The following is a 25,097-nucleotide window of genomic DNA, read 5'->3' as shown; positions in this document are numbered from 1 at the left end:
ATCGCGCGTTTCGCTGAGGTTTGGCTGCCTGAGGTACTTGTTACCCAACGTCAAGTCCGACAGTTCGACACCCTTCTCGTCTACCACCTCAAAGTGCAAACAATTCTTCATCCCCTCCTGGCCTCCTGGAGCCCCAGCTTTGCGCGGTTTGGGTTTGAAACCTGGGGAGTGTGGAAACAACGTCCTCACCAAATCTATTCTCCGAATATCCATCATTCTCAAAGCTAAGGAATAGCTCCAAAATTGCCAGGTTTTGACGACCGCAATATCAATGCTTTAGCGTCGGCCTCGCTTCGGGCAGCTTTGCGGCTCGCACGCCTCGCAAACAAAACTCAACTATGCCATCGCCCCGTGCCCATCCGGTGAAGACCGCAGGTGGCTTGAGCCTGTTTCTAGAAATTTGATCGGAGCGCCACGACTGCTTCTGCGGCTCTATCGCACAGTTTCGCCGTCTCGCGATCGGGGAGATCGGCGCGGCATCCCTCACCACAGTCCCGTCGGCTGCCGACGGCCAGATGAAGCGGCCGCGTTCAAGCTTCTTCGTGAACAGGCAAGCACCCTGGCCGATGCGCGGAATTCCCTTCTGGTTCTTCCTGACCGCCACCCTCTATGTGAGCCTTGGGATGGTCTGGGGCACTCGAGCTGCCGTTCGACATTTTCGATCGGCCCGGAATGTTGCGACGCTGGAATGGTTGTAGAATTCGGCTTTCGTAGTGCCATCGCCATCATGGTGGCTTGAGGACGTTTGCCTTCGGCTTCTGCCTGCCCGGTTTCGCCTTACATTCCTTGGCCCTCGGCTTCTTCAGCTTTCCCGGTTTTCCTTCGGGCTTTCCAGTTCGAGGCGCGATAGCGGGCCGTGGTTGTACTCGTGCGTCACCCGCTGAACGGTCTCCTTCTGCGCTTCACGAGGCCGGCGCTTTCGACTGCATGGCCATGACAAAGCTCCTTCCAAACTCGGTTTTGCCTTTGCCGTCGATGGCTGGACGTGAATTCTATGGAAGAACGGAAGCTGCCCTCGGCGCCTCACCAGCGAATGACGATCACCTTATCTCTCCCGCCGCCCAGTTGGATCGCCTCGGTGCCATCGGACTTGCGGCTACCAATTTGAGCGTCGTCAACGATTTCTACCGCAGTAGGATTCATGCCAAAGGCTTCGTCCACTTCGGCGCTGCAGACCAGCGTCTCCGGCGGTAAATCCTTGATCTGCTCTAAAAGCTCGCGAACGGTCATTTCGCACCTGTTTCATGGAAGTGGAAGACACAGATCGCAAACTGCCCCCCTCGCGAAATGTTCCTCCTGCACGGCGAATATCCCCGCAGGCGGAGCTGATGGCATCGCTCAGCCGCTCAGCGGATCTTGCGGGCGACGAGGTGATGAAGGATCCGCTTGGGAGCATCACCTTTGCCCCTTCGTTTGCTTATGGCTGCCCCTGGCCGCCGCCGGACCCGTAGATATTTCCGGTTGCGAAGCTTGCATCGTTGGCTGCCAACTGCACATAGATGGAGGCCAGTTCCGCCGGCTGACCCGGCCGTTCCAACGCAGTTGTGCTGCCGAATTTCTTGTATTTTTCCTCCGACGCGCCGCCGCTTATCTGCAGGGGCGTCCAGATCGGTCCCGGGGCCACGCCGTTTACGCGAATACCCTTAGGTCCGAGCTGCTTCGCCAACGACTTCACGTAGTTCATAGTCGCGGCCTTGGTCTGAGCGTAGTCGTAGAGCTCGGGCGAAGGATCGTAGGCCTGTTCCGAGGTCGTTCCGATTATGCAGGATCCTGGCTTCAGATGCGGCAGCACCGCCTTGATGATCCAGAACGGCGCGTAGATGTTGGTCTTCATTGTAGCGTCGAAGTCCTCGCTCGTTATGTCGAGGATGGAGGGTTTCGCCTGCTGCCGGCCGGCATTGCAGACGACGATATCGAGCCCGCCGAGCTGCTGCAGGGCGTCGGCAACCAATTTCTGGCAGAAAGCCTCCTCCCGCAAATCGCCGGGAAGCGCGACTCCGGTCCTGCCGGCATCTCGTATAAGTTGGATCACCTCACTCGCGTCGGGCTCTTCCGACGGATAGAAGTTGATCGCGACATCCGCTCCTTCGCGCGCATAAGCAATAGCGGCGGCCCGGCCCATACCGGAATCGCCTCCCGTGATCAGAGCTTTGCGACCCGCAAGCCGGTCTGAACCCTTGTAGCTGGTCTCTCCGTGGTCGGGTTTCGGCTTCATGTCGCGTGCCAGGCCGGGCCAGGGCTGCGTCTGTGCTTCGAATGGCGGCTTCGGGTACTTGGAGCGGGGATCTTGCATCGCGGGTCCGTTCTCTGAGATTTTGGTCGTTGTTTGCTGGGCGCTGGCCGTACCCGAGACGCCGGCCGCTATTCCGACTCCTGCTGCCGCCATGACTTCACGTCGGGACAATGAACGGGGACGGTCTTTGGTCATTCGACTTCTCCGAGGCGCGTGAAACGTCCGAACCGCCTCGGCCTGATAAGGTTCCTTGGTCCGATCGAGAGAGCCCGAGGAGGGCCGCCATGTCATCTTTTCTCCACGGGATGGCGAATTTTCTCCACGGGATGGCGAATGGCTGGGCGGCTGGTTGCGCAGGAGGTCCGATTGACCGCGAACCCAAGAGCTCTCAATGCCCGAGATAAGGAAGCAATGGAGCAAATCATCGGCTATGACAGCCGAAATTACCTCGACTGGAGATCGGCAGTGCGTACGAGGCGATCCTGCTGGCGTTGTGGGCCCACAGAATTTCGCCTACCCAATTGACCGCTAGCAGAGTTCTTTGCCCGTTAGCGGCAACGCATCTTCGTCCAATGATTTGAGCCGGCCGATCCGGAGCTCGCGGCTGGTGATTGATCTAATCGGTCTGCACGAGCGACATAATTTCACCTTTGACAAGCGCCTGGGGATTACGCGGCCTCTTCCGTCTCAGCGTAATTGACGGGAATCTGCAGGTATGACGGGTCGAGCCGTCGAGCCCAGTTCCTCTCAGCATCGAGCAGTTCATCCTCCTCAGTCAGGCCGTTCATAAAGAGCCTGAGGACGTGCGCAGCAATGCGCGCTGCTTCGTTCGAAGCAGGGGCTACGCCGCGCTCTTTGCAGACGGAGTGACAAACGTGGGCAAGCATAACAATATCGCTCGGCCCCAAAAAACGACCAGGATACAACATACCGTTCTCTGCTCAAAAGCTACTGATGGCTACCGGTTACGCAAGGTTACCAGCAGTTACAATTAACTATGATAGTCATGCACCTCGACTTTGCGAAACATCCATTGCGCCCTCGAAAGGGCGTCAGGTACCAGCAGCACTGAGGCCGAGCCGGACGCTGGGCTGATCTGGCTGCTCGGGAGAATGTGAGAGAGCCTGAAAACTTGGACGAAGTGAAGCCGCTGGACCCGGGAGCGGCAGTCCCGTGCGCTCTGTGGCCGCGGCTACCAATGCGATCAAAGCGTCCGTCATCGATCCTTGAATGCCGGCCGATCGCGCAAGCTCCAAACATTGGCGTCCGGTTCAAATGTCGCGCCGACCACCCGCTCCTTCTCCTCCGGCCCAGCGCCGGCGCCGCTCGACCGAGGTGATCACTTCAATCTGATGCTTCGTCATAGGGCTACTCCTAGTGCTGGCACTAGAACTTGCAGCCCTTCAGCCTATGTCAGCAAGGCTGCTTCACCGGATGGGTACCGGGTTTCCAAAGAGGACATTCGTGCTTCTCGCGGTCGCTCGCCTCGCCATGTGTATATCGAGAAGAGATCGCCGCGATCCCCTATTCATTTCACCTGCACTTCGTCATTCCCGTATGGACCGGTATGTCGTCGATCATCGCGCAGCGCTGGAACGGACGAAACTGAGGCAGGGGGTTATGTCCGGGTAGAGGGCGGCCTGCCGGCATGCGGAACCCGAACACATAGTTCGATCCAATAGCTGGCCCTGACTTTCAGTTCCACACTACGCGCCGATGAATTGAACCGGAAGAGTCCGGCCGCGTTGTTGGGAAATCGAAACTAATCCTTGGAGGAAGAAATGGCCGCTACTCAAACAACTCGCGGGCGCAGCCAGGACCGCGCAAAGGTCGCTGGTGGGCAGAATCATGAGGTGAAATACGAGGCGGGCAAGAGTGGGGCAAGCAAAGCCGACGTCAAATCGGCCGTGAAATCGGTCGGCAACAGTCGCAAGAAGGTCAAGGACAAACTCGGAAAGAAATGAGCCACGGCAAATGGTTCGGATTGCCACCTTCAATGTGAACGGTGTCAATGGACGGCTGCCCGTGCTCCTCAAGTGGCTCTCGGCCACCAACTACGACATCGTCTGCCTCCAGGAACTAAAAACGTCCGACGAGAAATTTCCGATCAAGGCCATCCGCGAGGCGGGGTACGGCGCCATCTGGCATGGCCAGAAATCCTACAACGGAGTGGCCATTGTAACTCGAGGGATGGACCCGGTTGAACGCCGGCGCGGCTTGCCTGGCGATCCTGATGACACTCACAGCCGCTACATCGAAGCCCAGGTGGACCGGCTCGTTGTCGGCTGTCTCTACGTGCCCAATGGGAATCCAGCGCCTGGTCCCAAGTTCGACTACAAGCTGCGCTGGTTCGACCGCTTGATCAGCCACGGCCAGGACTTGCTCAAAGCGGGAGCGCCGACAGTGCTGTGTGGAGACTACAACGTCGTTCCAACTCCGATTGACGCCGTGGTGCCGCGACGATGGCTCGGCGATGCGGTTTTCTTCCCCGAGAGCCGGCAAGCCTATGCCGAGATGCTTGAGGATGGCTGGATCGATGCGGTCCGGCGCATCCGCCCGGAGAAGGGGGTCTATACTTATTGGAATCACACCTATGGCGGCGGCTACGACAAGAGTTCTGGCCTGCGAATGGACCATCTGCTCGTCAGTCCATCGTTGTCGCCCAGGCTTCGCGATGCCGGCGTGGATGTTGGGACGCGAGGGTGGGAAAAGCCCAGCGATCATGCGCCGGCTTGGATAGAGCTCGACTAGTCGATTTTGACGGGGCCAAGTTCAGATGTCAGCAGGTTCACGCCTTTGTCCGAAACTTGTCGCATATTTCGGACATGTCCTTGGTTGAGCCTGACAGCAATTTCCGTTCGCGCGTGCTTGCACGGATCGAGTCCAAACCCGACGAGGTATGGACCCGCCGACTTTGCAGACTTCGGTGGAGGCATCGAGAAGAGCCTCAACGGTGGCAAACAGGGTCACACTCGACCTCGCCGTCTTTCCAACCCACGCGCCGCCTTTCGTGCGACCCTGAGGTCATCGAGAGTTGGCTGCCACCAAAGCGCGTCACCAATCTCCGTCTTGGTTCGCGAGGGCCAGGTCTTGATGAGCTCATCGAGGGCGGCGGGACGCCACCGACCCCAGACATAGTCATGGTGGTCTGGAAAGTCGGCGTACTGGGTACCAAGAATGTCGCCATCGACGGGCTCGCCATCGCACCCGATGAAGACAATGACACCGTAGCCCCGTGTCATTACCGGCCGGCCAAGCGGCGGAAGATCGTTTGGATCCAGCGGATAGCGCCTGCGGCGGCGTTCCGTGGCATGGGCGCGAGACGCCAGTTCTTGCGGAGACCCCTGCCTCTGCGCCGCGCGCTGTTTTCGCGCTTCGGGCTCGTTGCGAAGAGCGGCAGCCTCAATTTCCGCCCAGCGTCGATGCAGTTGTTCATAGGAGCGATATGGCACTTTCCAAGCGTGCCTGTCGGGATCCCAGGACGCAAACGGCACGTCGCGCATCACCTTCACCACCGAGCGAGAATATGGTGTTTGCACCTCCAGCCGATCCTGGTGCACGAACAGGTACTTGGAAACGATAGGATCGAAGGCGTAGGCGTCGCGTCCTCTGCTGTCAGCATGCACGCTCGATCCGGCGAGTTCTTGCTCCATCCAACGATTGACGCGCCGAGCTGCGGTCTTTCCCGGGACAAACCAGGCCTTGAGTTGATCGCTCCAGCGGGCCCGGGGAAAACTCTTCCGGAAGCGTTCGACGGTGGTCCGATCAAAGGGGAAGGACGCCGGCACGCCCGTTGAGACATTGTCATTCGAACCTGATCCATCCGTTCTCTTCATGATCATGGAGCCTTCACCGCATCTCTGACAGGAGAACGCTTTACGAAAGCGCAAGTGCCCTTCGCGCCGATGTCGGCAAGAACTCCCAGATTGCAGGAGGCGAACGGACCTTTGCTTACTTCGCTAGGGCCTGGGCGATAGCGCGATCGGCGATCCAGCGCGCAATGCAACAGGATCTGCGCTTTTCGTCCGGAAGCCCGAGAGGCCGATCAAGCTGGATTTGCACCAGCTTTCTTAATTCGAGACCGAAATCGAAATTCAACAGTGCCAATTATGTGGACCTTCTCGAGCACAGACACCTGACCGTTTCCATTCATCGCCCAAGGCCAGTTTATCGCTGGAAAGCCAAAGTGCGGGAATTCAGGAGAAATGGCCGCTGGATGCGTTTTTTCTGAAGGGGGTTGTCGAGGGGAGATACCCATGGCTGCACCAGTCTGTCGGCGCTGCCAAATTTGCAGATCGCATCCAGGACCTTTCCAACGACATTCCGGAGCTATGTGACATTATGGAGGCGTTGCTTGCCGCCCGACAGAAACTTCGCGAGCAGTTCACGGTGCTGCATGAAAGGTTGTTGTCGATCGTGAAGGATGACACGGTTCTGCAGGCGGTTGATGACCGTGCCTGGCATCGGCCCTGTCGTTGCGCTGGCTTTCAATGCCACGGTCGACGTTCCTGCACGCTTCAAGAACTCGAAAGCCGTAGGTCCGGCTCTCGGGTTGACGCCGCGGTTGCATCAATCAGGCGAGGACAATCGCGTCGGACGTGTTTCCCTGTGCGGTGACGCCATGATGCGGACGCTGCTTTATGAAGCCGCGCAAGTCTTGCTGACGGTGGTGAGAAAGTGGTCATGGCTGAAAACTTGGGCGACGAACATCGCCAAACGTCGAGGCCGGCAAAGGGCGACCGTTGCCCTTGCTCGCAGAATGGCTGTCATCATGCACAGAATATGGTCCGACGGCGGTGAGTTCCGCTGGGCGCGAGAGGAAGCGACGGGGGTGATATAGCCGGGTCCACCAAACGAAAGGGAGAAGATCCGATAACGGGATCCGCCAAGGGCGGATACATGTCCTTCGCGGGACGGAGGATGAAGAGAGGACGTGCCGGGACTCGTTTCCACCGCGGCAACGTGGTGAGAACGCTGTTTAGATTGTCCCCTTCATTCCAACTGATCCCATGCTGGGAGGGCCAAAGCGCCGATCCCGAAGAGAAGCAGGGCCTCGCGAAAGACATCAAATGCCCATGGTAGAGGAAGCTTGAAAGCGATTGACTTCAACACACCGAATAGAGAAGTCCCGGCATTTGCTGGAGCGGATTGAGAGTGAAGCGCTCGGGCTGGGAAGCTCATGGCTTGCAGATGAACTCGTAGGGGGTGAGACTTTGAGGGTTTCGAGTCTGCGACCGAAATTGTAGGCCGCGACCAAATCGGCAAGATGCCGACGCAGTTGGGCGTGATCGTGGTTCTGGGATGCCGCACCGAGCCGCAGCGTGTATGAGAGGCGCTCAACATCGCGTCGGCCGCGCCGCGCTTGGCGGTTTGTGTCTTCTGAGCGGGGAGCGGCTTTCGCTTGGGACGAAGGCAGCGTGATGCTGATCATCGCCGCCGCGCTTCGGTCGCCGATGACGCATGATCATCAGCAGCACCAGCATCGCCACGATGATCATCATGATCGGCATGCCAATGACCATCGCCGCGGTCGGTTGGTCCGTGTGGGGTACATTGGCGCTCGGCTACGCGCCGCCGATCACCATGACTTTGGGCTGGCTGGCCAATGCGAATGCAGCGAATGAGCGCTGCACCCGTTCTAAATCGAGGCCGTCGGCAATGATGACCAGCCGCGATGTGCGGTCTTGGCTCGGCCACGCCTCCATATGTACAGGAGGATGAACGAGATGCTGCACACCGTGGACCGCGACCGGGCGGTCTTCACCTGCGATGTTCAGGATGCCCTTCACCCGAAGGACACGCTCTCCATGTCTGTTGAGCAGCATGGTGAGCCATAAGCCGAACGCGGTCCAATCGACTTGCTCGTCCCAGACCAGGACGCAGGATGCGATCGCCGCTTGATGCGCCTGTCCGGCGGCAGTCGCCAACACGGCAGCCTCCTCGCAGAAGAAGCCTGACTGCGATTGCAGCTGGCTTGCACGGGCTACAGTCTCCTGCTCGAACAGATCTCGTGCGCAGAACCCGGAGCGGACATTCAGTATCGGGGCATCCGGATTGATGCGCTCCAGCCGATCTGCAAGTCGCCCGATTTTGGCGTCGTCAGCGAGATCGGTCTTGGTCATGACCAGCCTGTCGGCAATGGCCACCTGACGATTGGATTCGATATATCGGTCGAGGTTGGCAATCCCGTTCATGACGTCGACGGTGGTCACCACATTTCCCACGATGAAATGGTGCTTCAGCATCGGATCGGATTTTAGCGTCGAAAGAATCGGAAATGGGTCAGCCAGCCCCGTACTTTCGACCACTACCTGCCGGAACGGGGATATCTGGCCTCGCTCCCGCTTCGAATATAGATCGCGGATCGCGTCGGCCAGTTCACCGCGCACGGTGCAGCACACGCAGCCGGACTGAAGCAGTACCATGGTTTCGTCAATTCGTTCCACCAAGTGGTGGTCGAGCCCAACCTGGCCGAATTCATTGATGAGCACGGCCGCGTCCGATAGATCCGGGTCATCAAGCAACCGTTTCAGAAGTGTGGTTTTGCCCGAGCCGAGAAAACCTGTCAGCAGGTGGACCGGGGTGAAAGGCGGTAGTTCAGCCATCGCGACCGGCTTCGAAGCTTGCGATGACATCGGCCTCCAACGGATCGCAAGTCCTGCCCGAAAGACGCTCCGCAGCCTGCCATAGGTGTCCGAGATCGTTGATGATCTCGGTCTTGCCCGTTCGCGTTGAAATGACAAAGGCCGTCCCCTGCCAGTCCGCCAGCCGCATGCCGAAGGAGGCCAGGATGAGATTAGCTATCCTGACGCGATTGGCGCGCTCACGGCGCCGGTCAACGTTTTCGACGTTGCGCGTGTAAACGCCGGGCCGGGCCACGGCATCGGTCCAATGTTCGTTGCTGCCTAGAACGCCGCATAGCGAGCACATGATCTGCTCCTTGGATGACCGTCTTCGGAGACCGTTTGACCCCGACAGGGCCTTACAGTTCCTCTGTAGGTGGTTGCCCTGCCTGGCGATGCCAAGTCCCCCCTGCCTGGTCTACCGCAGGCTTCGACCAGAAGAAGAACGCGGTCTCGGAAATGCCGAGGCCGCGTTCTTCTGTCGAGGAACTCAAGGGGCCGGGATCGGCTTAACCTTGTTTGGCTCCAGCCAGTCCTTGGTCGGCTCACATTTTCCGCAATTGATGCCGGGCAAATTGTCGGCGTAGGTCACGTCGGGCAGATCCTTGATGGTTGCGCCCGGCGTGGGCGTACTATCTTGCACCGACTTCAAGCTGAGTTCGGGCAGCAGATCGCCGTTCAGCGAGGTGTCGATGAAGAGCGGTGGCACCTTGTCGGCAGGGAAGGTGTTGCAGCCGTCAACGAAGGTCTCACCCTGGCAGAGCTTCACATCCTGCGGCTCAACCCATGGCAGCGGATATTCGATGTTGTTGGCGGTTAGCTTCTTCTTGCCGGTCACGACTTCCATCATGAGCTTGAAGGCGTAGCCGCCAACGGCCGGACCCGCGCTCGAGGAAACGCCTTTCAGGCCCTTGGCCTGCATGGCCGGATCCGCCATCGCCAGGCGATAGCCGTTGTTGGACTGGCCGGCAATCACGACCAGCTTGTCGGGACGACTGTTGATGACGGCCTGCAAAGAGCCAAAGGTGCCGTCAACCGTCCAGATGCCGTCGACGTTGGGGTGCGCGGCCAAGATCTTGGCAACCTCCTCCTGCGAGGTCGCGTCGTTCCAGTTGCCATAGAAATCGCCGACGATCTTGATGTCGGGATATTTCTTGAACACGCCATAGGCCTGTTCGTCATAGGTCTTGGTCACGGTCGTGCCGGCGACGCCGTGGTTGAAGATCAGCTCTCCCTTGCCGCCCATCTGGTTCACCATCCACTGCGCCGTATTGGCGCCGTAACGGGCGGTGATGTTGGAGACGTTGTGCGCGCAGGACTCCGTAACCGTACTGTCGTAGGTGAACACCACGACGCCTTGATCGCAGGCTTGCTTGATGGTGCGGTTGAGCGCAGTCGGCGAGAGCGGATACAGAAGAATGGCGTTGGCGCCTGCCGCGATCATGCTCTGGAGGTCAGATATCTGCTTCTGCACGTCGGTGCCGGAGATAATGGTCTTGAACTGTACCTGCTTGTCGTAAGGCGGGGTCGAAGCCAGTGCCTTGATGCCGTTGGCGGCGCTCGCCTGCCAGGTGTTGCCGCTGTAGCTCATGTTCAGGAACACCTTGTAGGTATCCTGGGCATTCGCGCTGGATGTCCCCAGACCAAGCAACGTGGCGGCGATGGCCGCCCGGCCGTAAGTCAGTCTACGCGAAGCGTTCTTCATGTTCTTTCTCCCATTTGAAGCGACCGCCGACTAACGGCTTCGCAGATTGAGCCGCCCACGCTGGAGCAGCAAAGCGATGATGATGATCCCGCCCTGCACCAGGTCGCGGAATCCCTGCGAGAGGCTGAGCGTGGTGATGACGGTGGACAACGTGCTGAGGAAGAGCGCGCCGGCAAGAGTTCCGAGATAGATGCCGGAGCCACCGGTGACCCGTGCGCCGCCGATGACGACGGCGGCGATGGAGGGCATCAGCAGCGCATTGCCCATGTCAAGCGTCGCGCTCGAGGAATAGCCGGCCAAGAGGATGCCGGTCATTCCGGCACAAAGGCCGCTGATGGCATAGACCGCGATGGTGAGCGCGGCGATCGGCAGGCCCAGCACGTTGGCCGCGCCAGGGCTGCTGCCAATGGCGTAGAGCTTGCGGCCTTCCGCGCTCTTGTTCTGGAACAGCCAGGCGAACACCGCAAAGACGATTATGAAATAGACGGGATAGGGTACACCCAGCCAGCGGGAGCTCATGAACTGCTGGATCGCAGGAGCGACCGATTGTTGCGAATTGCCCGCGGTGAAACCCAGCGCCACCCCGAAGAATGTGATGCCGGACGCCAGCGTCACGATGAAGGGCGGGATCTTGGCAATCGCCACACCGATGCCGTTGATGAGACCGATGCCAAGACAGCACAAGAGGGTAAGCGGAATGGCGTACAGCAGCGCGTCGTTGCTGCCGCGCGTAAGTTCCGCGATCATCATGCCGCCGACACCGATGACCACGCCCAGTGACAAGTCGATGCCGCCCAGAAGGATCACCAGCCCCTGCCCGAACGAAGCGACCACCAGGAAGATGGCGGTAACCAGTATGGCGGTGAGCTGGTCGAACGAACCGAAATTGGGACTGGCGATCTTCGTGCCGATGACCAGCAGCGCCGTGGCGGCGAACACGGTAATCGGCGGCACAAGGTCCGATGAGACAAGTGCGCGGCGCGCGCTCTGCGCGCCGTGCTCGGACGTCTGTGCGGGGGTCGTAATGTCCTTGTCGGTCATCAGGCTTCCCTTCTCGCGGATCGGCGCGCCAAATAGGCGGAGGCTTGGCCGAAAAGGATTGCCAAGATCATGATAAGTCCGTTGAAGATGTTGGTGTAAAAGTCAGCCACGCCGAGCGCGAACAGCATCTTTTGCAGCACCGTCAAAATACCTGCACCGGCCAGCGTGCCGACCACCCCGCCGCGACCGCCGAACAGGGACGTGCCGCCGATCGCGACCGCCGCGAACATGAACAGCAAAAAGGAATCGCTGATGCGTGGATCGCCCGAACCGATCTCGGCGCTGAAAACGAAGCCGGCCATGGCATAGAACAGGCCGGCGGCCACGAAAGCGAATAGCCTGGTGGCGCGGATATTGAGCCCCGAGAGCCGCGCGGCCGTCTGATCCGTGCCGACCGCGTACATTGCTATACCCATGCGCGAATGCTTGAGCAGAAACCAGAAGACGAGCACCAGCACCAACAGGATCGCCGGCACGGGAATGCGTAGAATGTCGCCGGTGATGCCATAAGCGATGGATTCCACCACCTCGCCGCCAGGTGCCGGAAGGATGAGGAGCGCGATGCCTTGGCATGCGATCAGAGAACCGAGCGTCACGGCGAGCGACTGCAGTCCAAAATAGGCGACCAGTATGCCGTTGAGACCACCGACCACGAGGCCGACCAACAGAACCAGGCCGAAGCTGCCGAGGGCGCCCGCATCGCCGCCACTCACCGTCGCCACCACCACATTCGCGATGGCGATCACACCGGGGCCCGAAAGGTCCAGCTCGCCGCATACCACGACGAGCGTCAGTCCCGTTGCGGCGAGGGCGAGTACGATGGCGTTGTTGAGGAGGTTACCGATGCCGAACAGCGAGAGTGCCGAAGGCTCGTGGGCGGCATAGACGGCGAACATGACGATAAGCAGGCCGATGGCGGCGACCGCTCCGTTGCCCAGAATTGTCAAGCGGCCGCGAGGCGTATCGGATGCCATCGTTACGCCCCTTGGGCGGCAGGCCGCCGCGACCCGTCGCGATAACCGGATGCCAGCGACAGCATACGGTCCTGTGAGAGATGGTCGCGACCCAGCTCGCCGGCAATCGAATTGCGGTAGAGAACGAGGCAGCGATCACAGAGCTGAACGAGTTCGTCCAGTTCAGTCGAATAGAACAGGATCGAGCCGCCATCGCGCACGAACGCGCGCATCATGGCGTATATGTTGCGCTTGGCGCCGACGTCGACACCGCGCGTGGGATCGAACAACAGCAGGCACCGCGCGCCCGTTATCAGCGCCCGCGCCAGGACCGCCTTCTGCTGGTTACCGCCCGAAAGCGCGCCGACGTTGAGGGGCAGGAGCTGCTTCGAAAGGTTCACTGCCGGGGTTACCTGTTCCACCAGCCGCAGCTCGGAAGATCTGTTTACGAGCTTGAATGGGCTCACCTTGTCTATCACCGGCAGCGAGATATTCGCCTGCGTGGTGAGATCGTGAAACAGTCCTTCGGACTTTCGTTCCTCCGGCACCAGCACCATGCCGAGCCTACGCGCCGCGCGAGGCGAGCCGACCGAAGTCGCCTTGCCTGCGATCGAGATCGTGCCCTCCCGCAGCGTCGACAAGCCCACCAGCGACTTGAAGAGACTGGACTGCCCGTGCCCCTCCAGGCCCGCCACACCAAGAATCTCGCCGGGAGCCAGCGAGAAGCTGATATCATTGACGCCAGGGCCGATCAGGTGACCGACCTCCAGCGCCGGCGTGGCGCCGACGCGAACCGCCGACGGCACCTTCTCCGCGGCTTCAACCACGGAGCGACCGGCCATACTGCTGAATATCGCTTCGTCGCTCATGGATTCAACATCGCTTTCCAGCACCTTGCGGCCGTTACGCAGGATAACGCAGCGCTGGCACAGGCGGCGGATCTCGTCGAGCTTGTGGCTTATGTAGAGCACTGACGTGCCGCCACGAACAGCGGCATCGACCAGCTTGAAAAGCCATTCACGGTCGGAGAGCGCGGCGGTCGCTTCGTCGAGCACCAGCACGGCCGGGCGGTGCCGCAGCGCACGCACGATCTCGACCTTCTGGCGCATGCCGAGCGGCAGATCCTCGACCAGCCGCCGGGGCGCGATATCCGTCACGTCATGGGCTTGAAGAATCTCAGCCGCCTCACGCTCAATGTTGCGCGCCGACACCAGGCCAAGGCGGTTGAGTGCCGGGCGCGGCAGGAACAGGTTCGCGGCTACTGACAATGTCGGAATCAGGCTGAGTTCCTGGAAGGCGGTTGCTATGCCGGCCAAGCGGGCGTCGACAATGCCCTGCGGCTTGAAAGGAGCGCCGCGCAATTCGATGGAGCCGGTATCAGGTGTGACGACGCCACTCAGTATCTTCACGAGTGTCGATTTGCCGGCGCCATTTTCGCCGAGCAGACCGCATACTTCGCCGGAGCGCATTTCAAACGAAATATCCTCAAGCGCAATCGTGGCACCGTAGCGCTTGGACACGGATCGGAAATCAAGGACGTTGTGCGTTCTATCCTTCATTCCACCTCTTCCCAGTCTTCCCTGTTTGGTCAGACCAAGATTGGAGCTAGCACGCCTTACCCGCCATGACAATTAAGAAAACTTGCAAGAAAGCTTGAATTTTCAGCACATTTGGTCTGACCGGAAATGGATAGTCGAAAAGTGGTGCGAAGGCACCAACTCCACCATCAATTCTGCTGTTTCCAGCAGAATTGATGGGCGCTGCCATCGGCGAGATGACACAGAAAGCATAATCAATCCGATCTATCGGGTCTGACCATTCAAGCGAACCGGGCCGGAGACCGCGCGGCGGTCCCGGCATAGTACGCCGAAGCCGCTCAGGATTTGGGACGTGCCTTGCCGCTGCGCGGGAAGCGCTTGCCGAAATCGGCCGCGATCTCTTCCATCTTGACGAACTTCACGCCCTCGAAGCCCTTCATATAGTCATGGAGCCGTTCGTGCATCTTCAGCACATGCGGCTTGCCCGACACGTCGGGATGGATCGTCAGCGGGAACACGGCATAGTCGTAGTTCTCGTAGATCCAGTCGAACTGGTCGCGCCACATCTGCTCGATATCGCGCGGGTTGACGAAGCCGTGACTGTTGGGCGAGGCCTTGATGAACATCATCGGCGGCAGGTCATCGAGATACCAGGATGCCGGTATCTCGATGAGATCGGTCTCCTCGCCTTGCGAATACGGCTTCATCCAGCTGGATGGATGCTTGGAATAATCGATCTTCGTCCACTGGTCGCCGACCGTCACATAGTAGGGGTGATGGTCGTTATGCATCAGCGAGTGGTCGTAGAGCAGCCCCTTCTGCTTCAACAGCTCATTTGTTTTCGAGCCGAACTCCCACCAGGGAGCGACATAGCCGCGAGGCGCCTTGCCGCAAAGCTTGGTGATGAGGTCGACGCACTTGTTGAAGATGGCCTCTTCCTGCTCGGGCGACATGGCGATCGGGTTCTCGTGGCTGTAGCCATGCATGCCGATCTCGTGGCCAGCGTCCGCCACTTCCTTCATTTCGTCCCAAAAGCTCTCGATGGAATGACCGGGGATGAACCATGTCGTCTTGATCCCCCACTTTTCGAACATCCGAAGCAGCCGGAGGCTGCCGACCTTGCCTGCGAAGGCGCCGCGAGAGATGTCGCAAGGGCTGTCCTCACCGCCGTAGGAACCCAACCAGCCGGCGACAGCGTCAACGTCCACTCCGTAGGATACAAACATTTCTTTCGGCATCTCTCTTCCTTTCGTTGTTCATGTCCCCGGCCGAAGGGCGTCTAGGGTAGTTGCGAGGGTGGAAGACCGGCCCGGCTTCCCGCCATGCTGATATGTTTGCGCATGTAGTAGTTGGCGCCATCGGGATCGCCCATGGCAATCGCCTCCAGGATGCGGTCATGCTCCTGCACCGCGAACAGCAGATTGCCCCGCCGCTCGGTGGGCAGGCGCTGGCTCTCCAGCAGCACGCTCGCGAATGTCTGGTGCATGTCCACCAGCAGCTTGTTGCGCGAGATGCGCATGATGAGGTTGTGGAAATCGAAGTCCGTCTGCGCGTAGGAATTGAGGTCCTTTTCGCGCGCCGCGTTGCGAAAGGCGGTCGTGCATTCCTTCAGGTCGGCGATCTCCTGATCGGTATGGGTCAGCGCCGCGAGCTCGGCCGCGTAGGATTCGACGATGTAGCGGAACTGATAGACCTCGCTCAGCGAATAACGCGCCGCGAAGCGCCAGGACGGAGTTGCCGGTGCGCCGGAAGGGTCGGCACAAACGAAGCCCCGCCCTCCCTCGCGCGCAACGATCTCGCCGATGGTGGCGAGGATCGACAGAGCCTCGCGCAGCGTGGCGCGGCTCACATTGAGGTCGCGGGCCAGGTCGCGCTGCGGCGGCAATGTATCGCCTGGTCGCAACCTGCCGTCGCGGATCATCGACTGCAAGGCGGCCACCGTTGCCTGGGCCACACCGCCGCTGGCTTCCCGGCGCTCGCGCCGCAGGTCGGGCGGCTGTAAGGCCGCCGTCTTTCCATCATCACTAAGATTGCGTTTCATCATGGCTAGGCCCCAGCGTCAGCAGGAATTGTCGCCACATAGCTAGAACAAGATACATTTGGATGGAACCATTCAGCCCGCGGTTGATCAGAGCATGACATCGCCGCCGTTCGGATTCATGGTCGCGCCGATGTAGTAAGCGCCCTCCTCCGACGCCAGCAGCACGGCGGTGGGAGCGATTTCGTCGACATGGCCGGCGCGGCCGATCGGCAGTTCGCCGAGCTTGCGCTTCTTCCATTCCTCCGGCAGCGCCTTGAATAGCTCCGTTTCGATCGGGCCGGGACAGATGGCATTCACGGTGATGCCGTCGCGCGCCACCTCATAGGCGAGCGAGCGGGTGAAGCCGATGACACCGGCCTTGGCGGCCGCATAGTGCGCCATTTCCGGCGCGCCCTTGTGACCGAGCTGCGAGGCGATATTGATGATGCGGCCGAACTTGCGGGAAATCATCGGCTTCAGCACCGCGCGCGTGCAAAGAAAGACGCTGCGCAGGTTGACGGCCATCATCTGGTCCCACATGCCGGTGCTCATTTCGGCGACGACAGACGTCGTGTCGATGCCGGCATTGTTGACCAGTATGTCGATATGGCCGAGCGCCGCCTCCACCTTCTTGACGGCTGCCTCGACCTGCGCCTCGTCGCTGACGTCGGCCGCGACGGCGAAGGTCCTTGCACCGAAATCAGCAAGGGCGGAGATGCGCGCCTCGGCGGCCTCGAGTTTCAGGTCGAGAACGGCCACGTCGGCGCCCTCGCGCGCGAAGGCCGTGGCAATCGCGCCACCGATGCCGCGTGCGCCTCCCGTGACCAGTGCTTTCTTTCCAGCGAGACGTCCTGACATGCTTGGTTTCCCATTTCCTGGTTGATTGACTATCGAAGCGAAGACGCGAGACCACCGGGCGCCGGCCGGCCGAGGATGCGTTCGGCTTCCTTCATGAACACGTTGAAGGTGTCGGAGGCCGGCACCGAAGCGGCGACGTCCTTGTGGCGGAAGCAATGGACCGTGTGCCGTTCGCCGACCGTCTCAGCCGGCGGCATCTCACGGCGGCAGCGATCGATGACGAACGGGCAGCGCGATGCCAGGAAGCAGCCCTGGGGCAGATTGATCGGGCTCGGGATCTCGCCTTTGAGGCTGACGCTGCTTTCGATCTTGAGATGCGGATGCGGCAGCATGACCGACGACAGCAAACCACTGGAATAGGGATGTTGCGGGCGATTGAAGACCGTTTCGGCGCTGCCCTGCTCAACGATCATGCCGAGATACATCACCGCGACGCGGTGGCTGATGAAGCGCACCGTGGAGAGGTCGTGGGAGATGAACAGATAGGCGGTGTTGCGTTCGCTCTGGATGCGCCGCAGCAAATCGATGATCTCGGCGCGGGCGGTCGGGTCGAGCGCCGAGGTCGGTTCGTCGAGGACGACGAGTTCGGGCTCCGTGACCATGGCGCGCGCTATGCCGACACGCTGCTGTTGCCCGGAAGGCAGCTCGGAAGGATAGGCGTCGAGCAAGTCGGTATCCAGCCGCACCAGGCGCAAGGCGTCGGCCGTGCGGCGGCGCCTCGTTTCGCGGTCGAGCTTTAGCGGCAGGAGCGGCTCGCTGATCGTGTCGCCGATCTTCATGCGCGGGTCGAGCGACTCGTTCGGTTCCTGGAATACAAGCTGAATCTTGCCAGCCAGCTTGCTCTTGTGTTGATGGCGCTGCGCCAGGTCGGTGCCGCGGAAGCGAATGTTTCCGGCGGTCGGCTCGATCAGGCCGACGATGCAGCGGCCGACCGTGGTCTTGCCTGAGCCACTCTCGCCGACGAGCCCCAGTGTCTCACCCGGCTCGATGGTCAGGCTGACGCCGTTGATCGCCTGCACCACCTGCTTGGAGCCGGCAATGGGGAAGCGCTTGTAGAGGTTGTCGATGGTCAGGACGGCGTTCATGCGTGCCTCACGGGGAAATGGCAGCGGACGAAGTGGCCCGGACCGATCTCGGCGAAAGGTGGCCGCTGTGCGCGGCAAACCGGCTGAGAGATGGGACAACGGTCGGCATACTGGCAGCCGGTGGGCGGTTCGCGCCGCCGGCCAGTGTCCGGCACGCTCCAGCTGTCGCGCAGCCTGGGGCTATGGGAGAAGGCTGCAAGCAGCATCAATGTGTAGGGATGCGCGGGCGCGAGGAAGAGCGCCTCGCGCGGCGCGATTTCGACGATTTCGCCCGAGAACAGCACAGCGATGCGATTGCAGAAATGCGCGGTGATGCCGACGTCGCGGGTGATGAACAGCATGGCGCTGCCATGCTCCGAGGCAAGCTTGGTCAGCAGGGCCAGGATCTGCGCCTGCACCGTGACGTCGAGTCCGCTGGTGGCGTCATCCGAGATGATAAAGGCCGGGCTGCAGATCAGCGCCATGGCGATGACGACGCGCTGCGCCATGCCGCCGGACAGTTCGTGAGGATAGGCATCCATGCGCCGTTCCGGGTCCGGTATCTGCACGTCGTGCAGGATCTTCAACGCCATGCGCCGCGCCTCCTTGCCGCCGACGCCGAGATGGATCCTCGCCATCGCGGCGATCTGGTCGCCGACCTTGAGCAGCGGATTGAGCTCAGCGCGGGGATTCGGCACCACGACCGAGAGACGGCGGCCGCGAAGACGGCGGAGTTCGGATTCGGACAGGCTGAGGATCTGGCGGCCCTCGAAGTGGACTTCGCCGCCGGCGATGCGGCCCGGCGATGGCGGCAGCCCGAGGATGGAGCGGGCGAGCGTCGTCTTGCCCGCGCCACTCTCACCGACCAGGCCAACGATCTCGCCAGGCTGTACTGCAAGGTCGATGCCCTTCAGCACCGCCTTCGGTTCGGCGCTTCCGGACGGGAACGTCACGCGCAAGTTCCTGATGTCGATCAACGGCGGCTTGTCGCCGCCGGACGCGTTGCGCGTTTTGCTTATGATTTCTGCTGCGCCCAATGACATTCTCACATTAATTGCTGATCCGCGGGTCGAGCAGGAAATAGATGAGGTCGACCGCGATGTAGACGATGAGGGAGAAGATGGCGGAGAAGAGCACAAAGCCTAGAACCGGATAGATGTCCGAATTCAGCACACCTTGCACCGCGTATTGCCCCGCCCCTCCCCACGAGAACACGATCTCGACGAGCACCGCACCGCCGATCAGGAAGCCGTAGAGCACGCTGATAATGGTGACGATCGATGGCAACGCATTGCGCAGCGCATGGCGCACGACTAGGTTCTGCGGCACCCCGCACAAAACTTCAAAGCGGCTGAAATCCGAGTCCAGCATCTTCTCCATCGTCGCCTGCGTCATCTTGAGGATGGGACCGGCATTCAGGAGCCCGAGCGTCATCACCGGCAGGACCAGATGCGCGCAGGCAGACCAGAAGGCCTGCAGGTCGCCGGCGAGAAGCGCGTCGATGGTGAGGGCTCCGGTGACCGGCGCCGGCGGTATGACGATCATGTCGATACGGCCGAGAGGCGCAGGCGCCCAGCCGAGCACGGTATAGAAGATGAAGATCAGCACGAGGGCGAACCAGAAGTCCGGTAGCGCACCGGCACTCAAGCCATAGAGATCGGACAGGCGCGCGATCCAGCCGTTTGGCTTGCGCGCCGCATAAACGCCCAGCGTTACCCCAACGATGATAGCCAGGAGCAGCGAAAGCGTGACGAGTTCGAGGGTCGCCGGGAAGCGCTGAAGCAGATCCTCGAGCACCGGCCGCGTTGTCTGCCAGGAGGTTCCCAGGTCGCCATGCAAGAGATTGCGCACATAGATCAGGAACTGCATGTAGAGAGGCTGGTCGAGCCCGAGCTGCTGGCGCAGTGAGGCGATGGCCGAAGGCGTCGCCGTGGGGCCGAGCATCAGCACAGCGGGGTCACCCGGAATGCTCTTCACCAGCAGGAAGCTGACGAGCACAATGCCCAGCAACTGCGGGACCACGAAAATCAGGCGCTTGGCGAGATAGGCCAGGATGCGCATCAGGCGCCCTCCGCCGGCCGGTCGACCCGGCGGCGATGCTCGCGTGCATCGCTCAGCAGCTGCCGGCGCTTGGACGGATCGGCCAGGACCTCGATGGACGCGCCGACCAACGAGAAGCCGAATACGGTGATCGCGAGCATCGCGCCGGGGAACATGGACGGCCACCACTGGCCGGTCACCACGTTTTGAAAGCCCATGGCGATCATGCTGCCCCATTCAGGTGTCGGCGCGCGCACGCCGGCACCAACGAAGGACAGCGCCGAGGTCAGCAGGATGCCCCAGCCGACATTGACCGATAGCTGCGCCAGCACCGGCGCCATCGCATTGGGAATGATGTGGCGCCGAATGGTCTGCATGTCCGACAGGCCATTGACCTGCGAAGCCTCGACATAGCGCATGGAGCGGATGCTGAGCACCTGCGAGCGCATGAGACGCAAGTAGATCGGCGCATTGACGAAGGCTATGGCCAGAACCACCGTCTGGATGCTCTGACCGAGGCTGGCAACCAGGGCGATGGCGAAGACGAAAATGGGAAATGCCTGCAGCACGTCGGCCGCGCGCATGACGGCGAAGGATAGCCACACGCGAATGCCGCGCCCGCTGCTGTAGAAACCAACAACAGCACCGATCGAGCCGCCAATCAGCGCCGACAGGAGCGTGCCCAGTATCGCGATCGTCAAGTCAATGCGGGGCGCGTAGATGGAACGACTGAAAATATCCATGCCGACATTGTCGGTGCCAAAGAGATGGGTGGCATCCGGCGGCTGCAGGAAGCTGGCCGAATCCGCCTCGGTCGGCGAATAGGGTGCAATGGCCGGCGCGAAGATCGCCAGCAGGGTGATCGCGATGACGATCAGATAGCCGATCGCAAATCTCGGCCGGATGACCGCCAGCCTCAGGAGAAGGCTAAGCTTCGAAGACATCTAAGATCTTTCCGATACACTAACTTGTCCCCGGAGGCGGCAGCCTCCAGGGACAAGACCTCATCAGCCGCGGCTGAAATCCTGGAACCGAAGATTATTGGACGTGTAGTAAGTGTAACCCTTGAGGTTCGCCTTACGCGCCAGCGTGTATTTCGGATAAGCAATGAAGCCCCAGGGCGCTTCGTCCATCAACGTCTTCTGCACCTCCGAGTATTTCTGCTTACGCACATTGTCATCAAGCGTGGCAAGACCGTCCTTGATCATCTGATCGACGCTCTTGTTGTCATAATTGGAATAGTTCACGTAGCTTTCGGAGTTGAAGTAGAGGTAGGTCGAGTAGCCCGGATCCGGCGTCCACGGCGAATCCAGATAGAAGATCATCGGCTTGGCGCGCTTGGTGACGTTCTCGTAAAACACGCCGGCCGGCAGCTTCTCCAACGTCAGCTCCACGCCGATCTGCTTTAGCGCGGTCTGGATCAGCAATGCGATCGGCTCCTGCGTCGGGTCGCCGGCGTTGTAGGACAAGGTGGTCGCCAGGTTCTTGGCACCTGCCTTGTCAAGAAGCTCCTTGGCCTTGGCAAGATCATAGCCGTACGCGAAGAAGCTTTCATCCGCCATCGGGTAGATATAGGGCATCGGCGCCTTCTGCTCGTCGGCATAGCCGTAGTAGATGGTGCGGATGATCTCGTCGCGCGGGATAGCGAGGTTGATGGCTCGGCGCACGTCGACATTATCGAATGGAGCGATCTTGGAGTTGAGCTCCAGCCAGATCATGTAGGACGAATTGACGGCATCCACCGCCACGTTCTGCTGCTTCTTCAGCGCCTCCAGTTCGCGCGGCTGCAGGAACTGTGCGATGTCGACCGCCCCGCCCTGCAGCAGCGAGAAACGACTGGCCGACTGCGGCACTTCGCGCATGATGACGCGCTTCATGAAGGGCTTTTCATCCCAGTAGTCTTCGCGCGCCTCGAATACGGCTTGTTGACCGCGCACGAGCTGGGCAAGGCGATATGGACCAAAGCCAGCACTATCGTTCTTGAGGAAATTGACCGCCCACGGGTCGTCGGAGCCACCGGCTTCGGCGCATTTGGTGGCGTCGTAGATCGGGTTGGCGAGGTTACACTGCTGCTTGAGAAGCAATGGATTTGGCTGTTCGAGATTGAAAGAGACCGCATAATCGCCTTCCACCTTGATCTGGTCAGGCGTCTTGAGACCGAGCACCGCGGTCTGGAACAGGCCTTGCCCCTTGAGGTTGAACTTGCGGTCCCAAGTCCATTTCACGTCCTTGGACGTGAACTTGTTGCCCCAGTTGGAGACGACACCCTCGCGTAGCTTGAAGGTCGCCTTGCGGCCATCGGGGGCCACTTCCCAGCTTTCCGCCAACCGGCCGCGCAAGGCGAGGTTGTTCGGCTTGTCGGTATGGACGCCGGTATCCTCCCGCAGCACGCCGGGTGCATTGGGATCATCCATCTTCTCATAGCCAAGCATGTACTCGTAGAGCGCACCGAGGGAATCGATCGAGCCCAGGCTGACGTCGAACTCGATGTCGAGGCCCTGGGGCGTCGCGGGCGCCGCGATCACCAGCGTACTGTTTGCGTCCTGCGCGAAGGCTTCCCCCAAGCGGCCGGTCGATGCAGCAAGTGCAGCGCCGCCGAAGGCGGCAGTCGTTTTCAGGAACTGACGGCGCGTGGGCGCCAACCGAATTCTGGTAAAATCATCAACCATCTCTCGTTCCCCATTGGTTGCGCGAATACGCTTCGTTATCTTTCCGCTTTTGGACAGACCAAAGAGCGTAACTGACATTAATGGACAAATTGGCCTGACCGTCAATCACAAAAAATGCGAAAAATTCGTGCATTTCATGCACAAAAAAATAGCTTCTTGATTTCTTGGTCTGACCAAATTATTCAACGTCGGGTACGGCAGCGAGGAACCGAAATGCGAAAAATCTGTCTGATGACAACAGGAGGGACGATCGCATCCAAGCTGGAAGCCGAGAGTGGACATGTCACCGCAAGCGTCACAGGATCGGAGTTGCGCGCCATGCTGCACGATCCGCTCGATGGCATTGACATCGCCATCGACGAGTTCTGCAACGTCGGCAGCTATGCCATCGACCTCCCGCTCGGCTTTGCACTGGCCCAGCGGATTTCACACCACCTTCAAGGTGACTTCGATGGGGTCGTGGTGACCCACGGGACCGATACGATGGAGGAAAGCGCCTTTTTGGCTGATCTCCTTGTCGCGACTGACAAGCCGATAGTGTTCACCGGCGCACAGCACGCGGCCGATGAGGCGAACCCCGACGGCCCACGCAACCTCACGGATGCCATCCGGCTAGCCGCATCCGAAACTGCGCGGGGCCTGGGCGCGATGATCTGCTTCGAGCAGGAATTCCATGCTGCGCGTGACGTGAGCAAGTCGCACAGTTCACGCACCGATACCTTCATCTCCTACGAGCACGGCAAGCTCGGGGAAGTGGACGGCGACCGTATCGTATTGCACCGCAAGCCGGTCCTGCGCCGCACCTACGACGCAAAAGGCATTGTCGCTGATGTCGATCTTATCAAGCTGGTCATGGGGATAGGTGACCGCTACATCCGCTTCGCCGCCCAGGATGGTGCCAAGGCCATCATTCTGGAGGGTTTCGGGCGGGGTAACGCGACGCCCGCCGTCACTGCCGCCGCGACGTCGCTTGTCGCCAATGGTACTCCCGTCATCATGACCAGTCGTTGCCAGCGCGGCCGGGTCAAGCCGATTTATGGCAATGGCGGCGGCAAGACACTCTCCGACGGGGGCGTGATCTTTGCCGGCGACTTGAGCGGCCAGAAAGCACGAGTGCTCGTGGCAGTCCTGCTCGGCATGGGCATCGAGGGCGAACGCCTGCGCCAGGAGATCGAATATTTCGGCGGCTGATGCCCGCTCTTCCACCGCCTGATTTCCGTAAGGCGGCCGTCCGTCGCCGCCGTCCCATTCCTGCAGCCGAGGAACCATGATGTCAGCAAAGAAGCACAGGATCGCGGTCATTCCCGGTGACGGGATCGGCAAGGAGGTCGTCCCCGAGGGACTTCGTGTACTGGAAGTGGCGGCAAGGCGCTTCGGCATCGACCTACAGTTCGACCATTTCGACTTTGCGTCGTGCGATTACCATGCCAGGCATGGCCGCATGATGCCGGAGGACTGGAAGTCCCGGATCGGAAACCATGATGCCATCTTCTTCGGCGCGGTGGGCTGGCCGGCCATGGTTCCCGACCATATCTCGCTTTGGGGATCGCTGCTGCAGTTTCGCCGCGAGTTCGACCAATACGTCAACCTGCGCCCCGTCCGGTTGATGCCGGGCGTGCCGTCGCCGCTCGCCAACCGCAAGCCCGGCGATATTGATTTCTACGTCGTGCGCGAGAACACCGAGGGCGAATATTCATCTATCGGCGGCCGGATGTATCCGGGCACGGAGCGCGAGATTGTCATCCAGGAAACCGTGATGTCGCGCGTCGGCGTCGATCGCATCCTGCGTTATGCGTTCGATCTGGCGCAGAAGCGTCCGCGCAAGCACCTCACATCGGCCACCAAATCCAACGGCATCTCGATCACCATGCCGTATTGGGACGAGCGCGTCGAGGCGATGGCCGCCCAATACCCGGATGTCTCTTGGGACAAGTACCACATCGATATTCTGGCAGCCCATTTCGTGCTCAATCCGAACCGTTTCGACGTTGTGGTGGCATCGAACCTGTTCGGCGACATTCTCTCGGATCTCGGACCCGCCTGCACCGGCACGATCGGCATCGCCCCGTCGGCCAACATCAACCCGGAAGGCCGCTTTCCGTCGCTGTTCGAGCCGGTACACGGCTCGGCTCCGGACATCGCCGGGAAAGGCATCGCCAATCCGATCGGACAGATCTGGACGGCCGCCATGATGCTCGACCATCTTGGTCACGAGGAGGCTGGCCGCGCGATCGTGGAAGCCATCGAAGCCACGCTGAAGAGCGAAGCCACCCGCACCGGCGATCTCGGGGGCAAGGCCGATACCGTCACCTGCGGCAAGGCGGTGGCGGAGGCACTCGAAGGATAGGACCAA

General features: G+C 60.6%; 22 protein-coding genes and 1 pseudogene. 5 read left to right on the top strand and 18 right to left on the bottom strand.

Translation table 11 applies throughout. From position 1 onward, the window contains the following. Nucleotides 1–1,023: 1,023 nt before the first annotated feature. Together FJ959_RS12890 and FJ959_RS12885 are read right to left on the bottom strand one after the other, a co-directional pair. A complete protein-coding gene (locus tag FJ959_RS12890; protein WP_140560021.1) occupies nucleotides 1,024–1,230 on the bottom strand; it encodes a sugar phosphorylase in 207 nt (68 codons plus the stop codon). Between the two features lie 187 nt (nucleotides 1,231–1,417). Beyond that, complete coding sequence (locus FJ959_RS12885) at nucleotides 1,418–2,428, bottom strand: SDR family oxidoreductase (protein WP_140555432.1); 1,011 nt, start codon at nucleotides 2,426–2,428, stop codon at nucleotides 1,418–1,420. A 1,586-nt stretch (nucleotides 2,429–4,014) separates the two neighbouring features. Between FJ959_RS12885 and FJ959_RS12875 the strand changes: the two genes are divergently transcribed. Both FJ959_RS12875 and xth read left to right on the top strand, forming a co-directional pair. Continuing rightward, nucleotides 4,015–4,197, top strand: a complete 183-nt coding sequence (locus FJ959_RS12875; protein ID WP_140523303.1) for a DUF3606 domain-containing protein — start codon at nucleotides 4,015–4,017, stop codon at nucleotides 4,195–4,197. Between the two features lie 10 nt (nucleotides 4,198–4,207). Continuing rightward, a complete protein-coding gene (gene xth / locus FJ959_RS12870; RefSeq protein ID WP_140560023.1) occupies nucleotides 4,208–4,984 on the top strand; it encodes an exodeoxyribonuclease III in 777 nt (258 codons plus the stop codon). A gap of 215 nt (nucleotides 4,985–5,199) precedes the next feature. Here the strand turns inward: xth and FJ959_RS12865 are convergent, their stop codons facing one another. Continuing rightward, nucleotides 5,200–6,075, bottom strand: a complete 876-nt coding sequence (locus tag FJ959_RS12865) for a hypothetical protein (protein WP_224704885.1) — start codon at nucleotides 6,073–6,075, stop codon at nucleotides 5,200–5,202. Nucleotides 6,076–6,634: 559 nt separating this feature from the next. Between FJ959_RS12865 and FJ959_RS12860 the strand changes: the two are divergent. Then, nucleotides 6,635–7,073, top strand: a pseudogene (locus FJ959_RS12860) (transposase); the annotation flags it as partial. A 496-nt stretch (nucleotides 7,074–7,569) separates the two neighbouring features. Here the strand turns inward: FJ959_RS12860 and FJ959_RS31745 are convergent. The 15 genes from FJ959_RS31745 to FJ959_RS12785 all read right to left on the bottom strand — a co-directional run bounded on the left by FJ959_RS31745 (nucleotide 7,570) and on the right by FJ959_RS12785 (nucleotide 22,744). Further along, nucleotides 7,570–7,743 (bottom strand): hypothetical protein, encoded by a 174-nt coding sequence (locus tag FJ959_RS31745; protein ID WP_181167739.1) that lies wholly within the window; start codon nucleotides 7,741–7,743, stop codon nucleotides 7,570–7,572. 54 nt (nucleotides 7,744–7,797) lie between these two features. Further along, nucleotides 7,798–8,838 (bottom strand): GTP-binding protein, encoded by a 1,041-nt coding sequence (locus tag FJ959_RS12850; RefSeq protein WP_140581788.1) that lies wholly within the window; start codon nucleotides 8,836–8,838, stop codon nucleotides 7,798–7,800. Further along, entirely contained in the window at nucleotides 8,831–9,163 is a 333-nt protein-coding gene (locus tag FJ959_RS12845; RefSeq protein WP_140523295.1) for a hypothetical protein, read from the bottom strand. The genes FJ959_RS12850 and FJ959_RS12845 overlap by 8 nt, the downstream gene beginning before the upstream one ends. 183 nt (nucleotides 9,164–9,346) lie before the next feature. Beyond that, nucleotides 9,347–10,561, bottom strand: coding sequence for a sugar ABC transporter substrate-binding protein (locus tag FJ959_RS12840; RefSeq protein ID WP_140581785.1), 1,215 nt, complete (start codon nucleotides 10,559–10,561; stop codon nucleotides 9,347–9,349). A gap of 30 nt (nucleotides 10,562–10,591) precedes the next feature. Beyond that, nucleotides 10,592–11,602 (bottom strand): ABC transporter permease, encoded by a 1,011-nt coding sequence (locus tag FJ959_RS12835; RefSeq protein WP_140581782.1) that lies wholly within the window; start codon nucleotides 11,600–11,602, stop codon nucleotides 10,592–10,594. Continuing rightward, on the bottom strand, nucleotides 11,602–12,498 hold the full coding sequence (locus tag FJ959_RS12830; RefSeq protein ID WP_181171880.1) for an ABC transporter permease: 897 nt from the start codon (nucleotides 12,496–12,498) through the stop codon (nucleotides 11,602–11,604). Before FJ959_RS12830 ends, FJ959_RS12835 begins: the two co-directional genes overlap by 1 nt. A gap of 80 nt (nucleotides 12,499–12,578) precedes the next feature. Continuing rightward, complete coding sequence (locus FJ959_RS12825) at nucleotides 12,579–14,114, bottom strand: sugar ABC transporter ATP-binding protein (RefSeq protein WP_140581777.1); 1,536 nt, start codon at nucleotides 14,112–14,114, stop codon at nucleotides 12,579–12,581. A 317-nt stretch (nucleotides 14,115–14,431) separates the two neighbouring features. Then, nucleotides 14,432–15,331 carry a polysaccharide deacetylase gene (locus tag FJ959_RS12820; protein WP_140560027.1) on the bottom strand — a complete coding sequence of 300 codons (900 nt, stop codon included), beginning with the start codon at nucleotides 15,329–15,331 and terminating at the stop codon, nucleotides 14,432–14,434. 41 nt (nucleotides 15,332–15,372) lie between these two features. Further along, entirely contained in the window at nucleotides 15,373–16,137 is a 765-nt protein-coding gene (locus tag FJ959_RS12815; RefSeq protein ID WP_224704886.1) for a FadR/GntR family transcriptional regulator, read from the bottom strand. Between the two features lie 84 nt (nucleotides 16,138–16,221). Continuing rightward, nucleotides 16,222–16,971 carry a 3-oxoacyl-ACP reductase FabG gene (gene fabG / locus FJ959_RS12810; protein ID WP_140523280.1) on the bottom strand — a complete coding sequence of 250 codons (750 nt, stop codon included), beginning with the start codon at nucleotides 16,969–16,971 and terminating at the stop codon, nucleotides 16,222–16,224. Nucleotides 16,972–17,000: 29 nt separating this feature from the next. After that, nucleotides 17,001–18,056, bottom strand: a complete 1,056-nt coding sequence (locus tag FJ959_RS12805) for an ABC transporter ATP-binding protein (protein WP_140560028.1) — start codon at nucleotides 18,054–18,056, stop codon at nucleotides 17,001–17,003. Further along, nucleotides 18,053–18,988: an ABC transporter ATP-binding protein gene (locus FJ959_RS12800; RefSeq protein WP_181171881.1), complete on the bottom strand. Its 936-nt coding sequence runs from the start codon at nucleotides 18,986–18,988 to the stop codon at nucleotides 18,053–18,055. Before FJ959_RS12800 ends, FJ959_RS12805 begins: the two co-directional genes overlap by 4 nt. Nucleotides 18,989–19,085: 97 nt before the next feature. After that, nucleotides 19,086–20,096: an ABC transporter permease gene (locus FJ959_RS12795; RefSeq protein WP_210239516.1), complete on the bottom strand. Its 1,011-nt coding sequence runs from the start codon at nucleotides 20,094–20,096 to the stop codon at nucleotides 19,086–19,088. Next, the gene (locus FJ959_RS12790; RefSeq protein ID WP_140523273.1) at nucleotides 20,096–21,019 is read right to left on the bottom strand and encodes an ABC transporter permease; all 924 of its coding nucleotides are present in this window, start codon (nucleotides 21,017–21,019) and stop codon (nucleotides 20,096–20,098) included. The genes FJ959_RS12795 and FJ959_RS12790 overlap by 1 nt, the downstream gene beginning before the upstream one ends. Nucleotides 21,020–21,082: 63 nt before the next feature. Continuing rightward, nucleotides 21,083–22,744, bottom strand: coding sequence for an ABC transporter substrate-binding protein (locus FJ959_RS12785; RefSeq protein WP_140560030.1), 1,662 nt, complete (start codon nucleotides 22,742–22,744; stop codon nucleotides 21,083–21,085). 213 nt (nucleotides 22,745–22,957) lie between these two features. Here FJ959_RS12785 and FJ959_RS12780 point away from each other — a divergent pair, with 213 nt between their 5' ends. Further along, entirely contained in the window at nucleotides 22,958–23,935 is a 978-nt protein-coding gene (locus FJ959_RS12780; protein WP_140581772.1) for an asparaginase, read from the top strand. Nucleotides 23,936–24,014: 79 nt separating this feature from the next. Next, nucleotides 24,015–25,091, top strand: a complete 1,077-nt coding sequence (locus FJ959_RS12775) for a tartrate dehydrogenase (protein ID WP_140581769.1) — start codon at nucleotides 24,015–24,017, stop codon at nucleotides 25,089–25,091. Nucleotides 25,092–25,097 lie beyond the last annotated feature (6 nt).

This window comes from Mesorhizobium sp. B2-2-4, from assembly GCF_006442375.1.
Taxonomy (GTDB): Bacteria; Pseudomonadota; Alphaproteobacteria; order Rhizobiales; family Rhizobiaceae; genus Mesorhizobium.
Note: the sequence above shows the minus strand (reverse complement) of the source record. Positions and strands in the feature narration are given on the sequence as shown.